Consider the following 398-nt stretch of genomic DNA (forward strand, 5'->3'; position numbering starts at 1 on the left):
AATATGATGAAAGATCCGACTAAAGTAAGAGAATTTTTACTTTTTTGAAAGTGAGGTTGCTGCAATTATCTATGCTTTACTCATTGGACTAACATAAAACTCAAAATATGTTTCAATGCAAGGGATTAACAATCCAAGTATAATCTATCAACAGATTTTAGAAGTCGGTCAAAACACAGTTAAGATACCAAATGTAGTGTATGCAGTAGATAATGATGAAGTAGGACTAAGATTTAATCAAGATAAAATTGAAAATAATTTAGTTCACCGTGAACACGGAGAAATGCGGATATTTTTTGCTGTACCACCTAAAAGAGTAAATGTAAAAGATTGGAATGATGAGTTAGTAAGAAGAAATGTACATGCTTATCAAGAACATGAGAAAAATATTCCATTAA

Annotated in this window: 1 protein-coding gene; it reads left to right on the plus strand. The window is 30.2% G+C overall.

What is annotated here, in order from left to right; all coding sequences use genetic code 11:
• Window positions 1-115 precede the first annotated feature (115 nt).
• A partial coding sequence (locus HMPREF3029_RS08325; protein ID WP_144265447.1) for a hypothetical protein occupies window positions 116-398 on the plus strand: 283 nt, incomplete at its 3' end.

This window comes from Nosocomiicoccus sp. HMSC059G07 (assembly GCF_001815515.1).
GTDB lineage: Bacteria > Bacillota > Bacilli > Staphylococcales > Salinicoccaceae > Nosocomiicoccus > Nosocomiicoccus ampullae_A.